Here is an 8,337-nt window from a genome sequence, read left to right as displayed (position 1 = left end):
TATCATTCAACTCCAGACCCCTCCTCATAACTTCTTCTCTAATTACATCACCCATATTCACAACTTCGAAATCGATCTTTTGAAGGCCCTTTGCGACCGTTGATTTACCCGAACCAGGCATACCTGTAATACAGACTATAAAGCGACGAACGAATCTTGAATTTTGATCAATCATCCTTCCAACATTATATCCACAATTATAAGAATTTTAATGATTACCTTACGAATGAGCCTTCTTTAAAAGTTTCCTCTTCACGTATAGATCTCTTAACCAGACCATGATCAATATCCAACATATTACTAAGAAAGTTGCGAGGATTACCTTTACGATCGCTGTAATCAATACTCCAAAATAACCGGGTAAAAATTCCGGAATAGGTGCAACGATTTTGAAGATGATAAATGATCCTAAGAAGATTAAGAACCAGGCTACCGTGATTATTCCCATAATCGGTAGTAAACGATACTTCAAATTAGAGCCCCCAAGTAATATATGCTGTTATTAGAGCGAGGACCATCGTAAAGATTGCAAGTTTAAATATTTCTCTGACTATCTCACTTTCATTCAAAGGTCCATCTGCTAATATAAGGCGAACAAGTGTTATAGGCGCGGATGGATTTACAGAAGCGGCTAAACGATAATCTTCCAGAATTATAACGGGTCTTTCTTTTATCTCACGATGCTCTATCAATCTTTTGACACTGCTGAGAAAGAGGAATGAATTAAGGATTGCGGGTAATAGTGCAACCACTCCTACTATCTCCACACCTCCCAAGATCGTTATAGCACCATACATCGCCCCTATGGATAAGCTTCCAGAGTCTCCCGGGAAGATTTTAGATGGGTATCGATGGTATATGTAAAAAGCGAGTAAGGATGCGAGTAAAGGTAGGGTAAATATAAAAGCTGTATAATCGGCCTTTAAGATCAGTGCAAAGATAATTGGTATGGTAGCGATCATCGAAAAACCACTCACCACACCGTTAAGTACATCGATCGTGTTGATCGTGTTGGATGTAATCGTTATCGCGATCAAAACGAGTATGGGATATAAGATGGTCAGTCTAACCGTTCCAAATAAGGGAAAAGTCACGTATGGGTTGTATGTTTTAAGGATTATAATGGGCAAGCTCCCTAAGATAAGAAGTGTCGGCTTTACTACGCCACTCAATCTATAGAAGTCATCTACAATGCCTATGATGAACACCATCACTACGGTGAGGATAAGAGATATTACTCTAATATCTTGAGTTAAAATGTAAATTATAATTTCAACGACGAGTATAGGTATAACGATCGCAGGACCACCAGGCATCGGGATTCGAACCTCTCCTGGCTTATGATAATCCTTCACAGTCAGATCCTTCCTCTTCAAGTATGAGATAGAAATATTCGTAAGTATATACGTGAAGAAGAAGGTGATTATGAATGCTGCAATTGCTATAATCGCTATGGTCAACATAATCGATCGTTGTGATAACGATATACCTTCTCTTATAAATAATTTGATTAGTTCAGCACAGATAGAAAGATCAAGTCTTAATTGAGTTTATAAATCCACCATTCAAAAGATTAAAAGATTACATCAAGGTTTATAAGCTAATAGAGTAGCTATACCTTCCACAAATTTTACACTTATTACCGCATTGGTACAAGGTTTCAAAATTCCTCTATTTACAAAAGTCCATGTGCATCTTCGAAGTATGTACTACTTTGTACTACTTTCCCATTAAGAATTAAAGAATTAAATCGATTGAAGCTATTTCCTTCAAAGTATTAAAAAACCTGTTTTGTTGAACATCATCCAATAGAGTAAAGATGATGATCTTTACTGTAGTAAACTTTTTATTTAAAATTGGTTTAGCTGACATAGGATTTGTGAATGATCAAAGGTAAAGATGTACTTACTTTAATGGAACTTTCAACGCAAGAAATCGAGCAGATATTGAACCTTGCTGATAGATTCAAAAGAGAAACATCTCAAGGGATTTACAGGCCTTTATTGGCGAACCGTACTCTATGCATGATCTTTCAAAAACCATCTACACGTACTAGAGTGAGCTTCGAAGCAGGTATGTTTGAACTCGGTGGATACACAATAACCCTTACATCCTCAGAGATGCAACTATCGAGGGGAGAGACTATTGAAGATACAGCAAGAACATTATCAAGGTATGTAGATATTTTAGCTGCACGTGTATTCGATCATAATGATATAGTAAGGTTGGCAAAGGCGGCCACAATACCCGTAATCAACGCCCTTTCCGATAAATGGCACCCTTGCCAAATACTTGGCGATCTCCAAACGATTCGTGAAGTAAAGGGTAGGTTAAAGGGTTTAAAATTGGCCTGGGTTGGTGATGGAAATAACGTCTGTAACACACTTTTAATCGGATGTGCGAAGATGGGTATCGATATGGTTGTAGCACATCCTCCCGGTTATGGCCCACTTAAAGAAGCATTAGATGAAGCTTACCGATGTGCAGAAGAAAGTGGTGCGAAGATCAGCGTTACAGAAGATCCGAAGGTGGCAGTTAAAGATGCAGATATCGTAGCTACAGATACATTTGTATCGATGGGAAAAGATAATGAGAGAGAGGAGAGGATGAAGGTCTTTTTGCCGCATTATCAAGTCAATGCGAAATTGATGAGTTTAGCGAAGCCCGATGCGGTGTTTATGCACTGCCTTCCGGCAAAGAGGGGTGAGGAAGTTACAGATGATGTAATCGATGGTCCTAGATCGATAGTCTGGGAAGAAGCGGAGAATCGCAAACATACCGAGAAAGCATTACTCTGCTTACTTTTACTCGATGAAAAGAATTTGATCTAAATCTGAAACTCAGTGAATAAATGTTTATCAAAATTCTGTATCTTTCCATCAATAACTTTAATACCTTCAGATTCTAACAGACGAATCTTCTCACTTACTCCCCTCTTAAACCCTCCTACACGCCCATCCGCTTGAACTACCCTATGGCATGGTATAATGATCGGGTTTGGATTCATATTCATGAATCTACCAACCACTCTCGCAGCCCTCGGATTGCCCGCAGCCTTCGCGATAGCACTATACGTAGAAACCATGCCACGGGGGATTTGCTTCGTCAATTCATAAACTTTTTCTTTTGATATACTTTTAACCACTATAATTTCACCACACTTAATCCCACTTCTTCTACTAAATTAAGTATACGTTCTTTTTCACTGCCCAACCCCTTCCAATCTAGTACTGCGTACTTTACATCCTCTACACATCGATAGATCATTTGATGAATGATACCTCGATCTACATGATTAAGAATATACTTAGGCGCGATGGCACCGAGGGCGAAATCGGAGTTTAGAATGAATCGAGTAAACTTCTCTGAGTAATGTACGCCACCAAACCCGATTCCTACCTTATTCGCTTTAGTCGATTCCAAAAGTGTTTCCATCAAAGCTCTACTTACTATACTCGCTGCGTTTTGATCATTCCATTCGGTCGATGAAGAACCGATCTCTACGAATAGAACGGGTTTTGCCAGACTCGTTGGTCCATGGTGCATCGCTTCGATCACTATTTGATAATTAGGCACGTCTTTTCTCATCAACCATAATCTTCTCATGTACTCTCTTTGTAGACTAGGGTACGTAAAACCGAGTTCCTTACCTTTACCACCATGTTCACATTCATCAGAAAAGTTGCCCGGGAAGTGAGATGTGAGTGAAGGTAAACCTTTTTCAGATCTGTGCTTCGAAACGAAGATATAACAATTTGGTGAAAAATACCTATCTAGATGGTCTACGTGTGTAATTTCTCTATCCACATATATTAACTTTATATTCCCTTTAACATAAATGGGATCGCCTTCAAAAGTTTCTTCACTTCTTATGAATTTATAATCACTAACCAACTTATCTGCGATATTCAACCCTGCTGAATCTCGTTTAGATGCAACTATAACGTACATGCAACTATCGATGCCTCATCTCTATATTTAATGTTAATGCCAAGAAGTTAAAACCACGATCTCTATCTTAAAGAGACGATCACACTTCTAAACCTTATTTATATGGAAGAATATATAAGAGGCGTTTGTTAAAGGATTGGTTGGAGTATTAGGATGGGTTTGAAGTCGTTTCTGAAGTCTGTCGTATTAACCTTAAGACTCTCAAAAAAATCGAATAGAAGCGAATTTTTACTTTATGCGAAGCTAGTTTTATTAGGGATTGCTACCGTGGGCGGTATTGGCTTTCTCATACAGCTCATCGCCGCCATCATCAGACTTACTAGCGGGTAGATGGTGATGAGTAGTAAAGAGAATCAACCAAAGATCTTCGCTGTTAAGACGACGGGCGGGCAGGAGAGGATCGTAGCAAATTTCATAGCTACGAGAGTTTTATTAAAGGAAAAAAGAGTCCACTCTATAGTCGTCTTAGATTCATTAAAGGGCTATGTCCTTTTAGAAGCTGATAATCTACAAGTAGTAAATGAGGTAATCAGTGGATTTAAGCATGTAAAGAGCCCGGTTCCCGGAATTATACAATTTTCCGATATAGAGAGATTCCTTGTTACAAAACCCATAATTTCTGAGTTAGAAATTGGCGATATCGTAGAGGTGGTGGCTGGACCATTTAAAGGTATGAGGGCGAAGATCAATCGAATCGAAGAAGCGAAGTCTGAAGTTACCGTAATTTTATTGGATGCGCCCTACCAACTCCCAGTCACCATAGATGCCAACTATCTAAAGATCGTTCAAAAGGTCTCTAAAGTTTAATCATTAAGAAAGGCTTATAAAATCAAAGTTTATATAAATGGATGTCGATTTGATCGAGACGATCCTGTTATAATCTTCGAAATGGTTATAATGAACTTCTGTATTGTGAGGGGGTGTAGATATGGGTGAGAAAAAGACCGTCTCTTTATTGGTCGTTGGTGGAGAGGCCACAGCAGGCCCACCCTTAGGCCCGGCCATAGGGCCTTTAGGTGTGAATGTAATGGCCGTCGTGAATCGAATCAACGAATTGACCCGTGAATATTCAGGGATGAGGGTCCCCGTTGTTGTAAGTGTCGATCCTGAAACAAAGCAGTTTGATGTAGAAGTGGGTATACCTACCACATCCGCTTTAATCGCGAAAGAAGCAAGAATCGAAAAAGGTTCAGGGACACCAAATACCAATTACATTGGTAACTTAAGCATGGCACAAGTGATAAAGATCGCCCGATTGAAGGAGCGGCAATCCTATGGAAAGAGTTTAAAGTCTTTGGTAAAAGAAGTCTTAGGCTCCTGTGTTAGCATGGGTGTTAAAGTGGAGGGGAAGAGTCCAAAGGATGTGATTAAAGAAATCGACCAGGGTCTATGGGATTCCCAACTAAAGGAAGGTTAGCATGAGTTGAATAAACACATAATAATTCACACTTGTAACCTAAATCACCATAACTCTTTTAACATCCCTGATATACAAATCAAGGTTGTATTACCATGTTGGGTAAGGAACAATTGTTAGATTTGGCGAAGAAGGCCTTGGATGTTAAGGGAGAGAGAAATTTTCATCAATCGGTAGAGTTGATAATCACACTACGAGATATAGATTTAAAGAAGCAACCACTCAATATAAATGAGGTTGTACCTCTGCCCTTTGGCCCGATGAATAAGCCGAGTATATGTGTAATAGCTGGCGGTGATCTTGCTTTTAGGGCGAAGCAGATCGGTGTGGATAGAGTCATTACACCCGATGAACTCGATAAAATTGCAACCAATAAAAAGGAGGCTAAAAAGATCGCAAAGAATTTCGATTTTTTCTTAGCGGAAGCCGAGTTGATGCCGAAGATCGGTAAAATTCTTGGGCCATACCTTGGTCCAAGAGGTAAGATGCCTACACCTCTCCCACCCAACGCTCCCATCGAATCGATCGTTGAACGCTTCAAAAGATCTGTTCGAGTAAGGAGTAAGGGTCAATTGGCCATCTCATGTAAAATTGGTGATGAAGGCTTAACTCATGAAAAAATTGCAGATAACGCTATGGCTGTTATAAGTACGGTAGAAAGAAAGCTCCCGATGGGGATGAAGAATATTCGAAGTCTGATTGTGAAGACGACGATGGGCCAGCCAGTTAAGTTGATAGTTTGAGGTTGTGTAGTTATGCAAGTCATCGTTAAGGGTGAAAAAAGTAAGAAGGCTGAAACGATCAGCAAGATCGAATCTTTGATGAAAATGTATTCTGTAGTGGCGGTAGCGAAGCTTTATAAGGTACGTTCTGCCCAATTGATGGTTTTGAGAAAAAAGTTTAGAAACGATATGACGATCCTCGTCGCAAAGAATACCGTCGCATCTATAGCATTTGAAAGGGCAGGCCTTCCAAAAGAATTTACAGAGAATCTTAGTGGACAGAATGCTTTTATATTCACTAACCTCTCACCATTCAAGCTTCAATTGCTCCTGGAGAAGAATAAAGTAAATCTTCCAGCCCGAATCGGAGACGTTGCCACCGATGATATCGTAATCCCAGCTGGAAATACAGGAATACCTCCAGGCCCGATCCTCAGCGACTTTAAAGCTCTGAATATACCGACAAAGATCGATGTCGGTAGTATTTGGGTCTTAAAGGATACTGTGGTTGCGAAGAAAGGTGATGTAATCACACCGAAGTTGGCTGGATTGTTATCAAAGTTAAATATAAAGCCGATCAGGGCTGGCCTTTCGATCACGTTTGCTTATGAGAATGGTTTACTGTACAAAGAGGATGATCTTCATCTCGATCTTAATCAATACAAAGATGCAATCGTGGATGCATATCAATCGGTTATGAAACTCAGCATAGCCATTACCTATCCTACAAGAGAAACGATGCCGATCTTAATTCTGAAGGGTTTTCAAGATGCGCAGCAACTTGCATTTAATATAGATTACTATACGAAAGATAATATAGGGTTTAAACTCGCTAAAGCTCACGCTGACGCAATAGCTTTGGATCAAATAGTCAGATCAAAAGGATTCTCCTAGTGTGATTCTATTAACCGAATAGACTGGATAGGCCAACCAACGCTTCTTCTTCTTTCTTCTCTTCTTCCTTCTCCTCTTTCTTCGGAGCTTCGGCTGGTGCTACCGTCGGTGTCGGTTGAGTAACAACAGGTGTCGCGACGGTCGTTTTTAAGACTTCATCGATATTCACTTCATTCAACGCTGCGACCAGTGCTTTAATCTTTACCTCATTGGGTGTAGCTCCAGCTGCCTTAATTACATTCTTTAAACTCTCCTCAGTAATCGCTTTATTTAACCTATGTAATAAGAGGGCTGCATAGATGTACTCCATGATCACTCAAAACATATAAAGTAGGCTACTTATAAAGATTTTTTCTAATTGGATGGTAGGGATCGTTAGGATAATAATTTGCCTCTTACTCCTATTAAATTTACTCCTTGAAGGTAAATATGTTGAATTTTGAAAGTTTACTATGTTATGAACAGACCAGCAAACCAGCAACAAAGATGGCTTAACCACTAAAAGTCTAAGGGGGTTTGATACAAGGTTATTAGCTAAGATCACTAGTTAAAATTTAGTGCTTAAATAAATTGAGTCTCTTCGTCACTTCGGTTTTGTCATATTTGTAAATTTAGAGCATATATAAAAGGTGAATCAAAAACTATCCTGCAAACAAACCTGTTGAGAGGTATTTATCTCCATTATCGGGCAAAATTGCGACTATTGTCTTACCTTTCCCTAACTCCTTCGCCTTCTGTAACGCAACGTACATAATCGCTCCCGAACTCATACCTATGAACAAACCCTCTTCTCTTGCAACTCTTCGTGCAACCTCAAAAGTTTTAGGTACTTCTTCTTTTGTAATCTCTACGATTTCATCAAACTTATCCTCTCTGAACAATTGTGTAGGGTATGGTTCTTTCGGATTTCTTAAACCTTGAATACTCACACCCAACTTCGGTGTTACACCTACGATCTTTATATTGGGGTTATACTCTTTTACACGCATCGAAGTGCCTACCCCTGTTCCAGCAGTCCCTATACCCACTACGACCATATCTAACTTGCCATTCATCTGTTCTAAAATCTCTTTACCAGTCGTTTCATAATGTGCTAGAATATTTGCGGGATCTTTAAATTGATCTATATCGATATACTTCTCGGGATGCTCCTTGAGCAACTTTTGCTTAAGCTCGATAGCACCTCCCGTACCTTTTTCAGCACTTGAGAGGATCAACTCAGCACCGTACGCTTTTATTATCTCTCTTCTTTCTATACTTACAGATTCTGGCATGATGATCGTGATTTTGTATCCTTTCGCTGCAGCGATCATGGCAAGTGCGATACCAGTATTTCCAGATGTTGCTTCTAAA

General features: G+C 39.5%; 12 protein-coding genes. 6 read left to right on the top strand and 6 right to left on the bottom strand.

Going from position 1 to position 8,337, the window contains the following annotated elements; translation table 11 throughout:
• Positions 1 to 220 precede the first annotated feature (220 nt).
• Together NZ896_05900 and NZ896_05895 are read right to left on the bottom strand one after the other, a co-directional pair.
• The gene (locus NZ896_05900) at positions 221 to 472 is read right to left on the bottom strand and encodes a hypothetical protein (GenBank protein ID MCS7116986.1); all 252 of its coding nucleotides are present in this window, start codon (positions 470 to 472) and stop codon (positions 221 to 223) included.
• Position 473: 1 nt separating this feature from the next.
• Entirely contained in the window at positions 474 to 1,463 is a 990-nt protein-coding gene (locus tag NZ896_05895; GenBank protein ID MCS7116985.1) for a UDP-N-acetylglucosamine-1-phosphate transferase, read from the bottom strand.
• Positions 1,464 to 1,883: 420 nt separating this feature from the next.
• Here NZ896_05895 and argF point away from each other — a divergent pair, with 420 nt between their 5' ends.
• A complete protein-coding gene (argF, locus tag NZ896_05890; GenBank protein MCS7116984.1) occupies positions 1,884 to 2,831 on the top strand; it encodes an ornithine carbamoyltransferase in 948 nt (315 codons plus the stop codon).
• Here the strand turns inward: argF and NZ896_05885 are convergent.
• Positions 2,828 to 3,145, bottom strand: a complete 318-nt coding sequence (locus NZ896_05885; protein ID MCS7116983.1) for an MGMT family protein — start codon at positions 3,143 to 3,145, stop codon at positions 2,828 to 2,830. The two genes, argF and NZ896_05885, sit on opposite strands and share 4 nt — an antisense overlap.
• A complete protein-coding gene (locus NZ896_05880) occupies positions 3,145 to 3,951 on the bottom strand; it encodes a hypothetical protein (GenBank protein ID MCS7116982.1) in 807 nt (268 codons plus the stop codon). Before NZ896_05880 ends, NZ896_05885 begins: the two co-directional genes overlap by 1 nt.
• A 159-nt stretch (positions 3,952 to 4,110) precedes the next feature.
• On the opposite strand from NZ896_05880, the gene NZ896_05875 reads away from it, so the two are divergent.
• The 5 genes from NZ896_05875 (at position 4,111) to NZ896_05855 (ending at position 6,984) form a co-directional block, all read left to right on the top strand.
• Complete coding sequence (locus NZ896_05875; GenBank protein ID MCS7116981.1) at positions 4,111 to 4,281, top strand: protein translocase SEC61 complex subunit gamma; 171 nt, start codon at positions 4,111 to 4,113, stop codon at positions 4,279 to 4,281.
• A 6-nt stretch (positions 4,282 to 4,287) separates the two neighbouring features.
• A complete protein-coding gene (locus NZ896_05870) occupies positions 4,288 to 4,758 on the top strand; it encodes a transcription elongation factor Spt5 (GenBank protein MCS7116980.1) in 471 nt (156 codons plus the stop codon).
• Between the two features lie 121 nt (positions 4,759 to 4,879).
• Entirely contained in the window at positions 4,880 to 5,368 is a 489-nt protein-coding gene (locus tag NZ896_05865) for a 50S ribosomal protein L11 (protein ID MCS7116979.1), read from the top strand.
• Positions 5,369 to 5,463: 95 nt separating this feature from the next.
• Positions 5,464 to 6,111: a 50S ribosomal protein L1 gene (locus NZ896_05860; protein MCS7116978.1), complete on the top strand. Its 648-nt coding sequence runs from the start codon at positions 5,464 to 5,466 to the stop codon at positions 6,109 to 6,111.
• Positions 6,112 to 6,123: 12 nt separating this feature from the next.
• Positions 6,124 to 6,984 (top strand): 50S ribosomal protein L10, encoded by an 861-nt coding sequence (locus NZ896_05855; GenBank protein MCS7116977.1) that lies wholly within the window; start codon positions 6,124 to 6,126, stop codon positions 6,982 to 6,984.
• Between the two features lie 10 nt (positions 6,985 to 6,994).
• Here the strand turns inward: NZ896_05855 and rpl12p are convergent, their stop codons facing one another.
• Both rpl12p and NZ896_05845 read right to left on the bottom strand, forming a co-directional pair.
• Positions 6,995 to 7,294, bottom strand: a complete 300-nt coding sequence (rpl12p, locus tag NZ896_05850; GenBank protein MCS7116976.1) for a 50S ribosomal protein P1 — start codon at positions 7,292 to 7,294, stop codon at positions 6,995 to 6,997.
• A 331-nt stretch (positions 7,295 to 7,625) separates the two neighbouring features.
• Positions 7,626 to 8,337 (bottom strand): cysteine synthase family protein (locus NZ896_05845; GenBank protein MCS7116975.1); only part of this gene is annotated, 712 nt, incomplete at its 5' end.

This window comes from Nitrososphaerales archaeon, from assembly GCA_025058425.1.
Classification (GTDB): domain Archaea; phylum Thermoproteota; class Nitrososphaeria; order Nitrososphaerales; family JANXEG01; genus JANXEG01.
This window is presented reverse-complemented; position numbering and strand designations above follow the sequence as displayed.

Bases quoted from the DNA above. Each gene is read 5' to 3' on its own strand.
- NZ896_05865 (MCS7116979.1), top strand. From the start codon at position 4,880: ATGGGTGAGAAAAAGACCGTCTCTTTATTGGTCGTTGGTGGAGAGGCC.
- NZ896_05855 (MCS7116977.1), top strand. From the start codon at position 6,124: ATGCAAGTCATCGTTAAGGGTGAAAAAAGTAAGAAGGCTGAAACGATC.
- NZ896_05880 (MCS7116982.1), bottom strand. From the start codon at position 3,951: ATGTACGTTATAGTTGCATCTAAACGAGATTCAGCAGGGTTGAATATC.
- rpl12p (MCS7116976.1), bottom strand. From the start codon at position 7,294: ATGGAGTACATCTATGCAGCCCTCTTATTACATAGGTTAAATAAAGCG.
- NZ896_05860 (MCS7116978.1), top strand. From the start codon at position 5,464: ATGTTGGGTAAGGAACAATTGTTAGATTTGGCGAAGAAGGCCTTGGAT.
- NZ896_05870 (MCS7116980.1), top strand. From the start codon at position 4,288: ATGAGTAGTAAAGAGAATCAACCAAAGATCTTCGCTGTTAAGACGACG.
- argF (MCS7116984.1), top strand. From the start codon at position 1,884: ATGATCAAAGGTAAAGATGTACTTACTTTAATGGAACTTTCAACGCAA.
- NZ896_05895 (MCS7116985.1), bottom strand. From the start codon at position 1,463: ATGTTGACCATAGCGATTATAGCAATTGCAGCATTCATAATCACCTTC.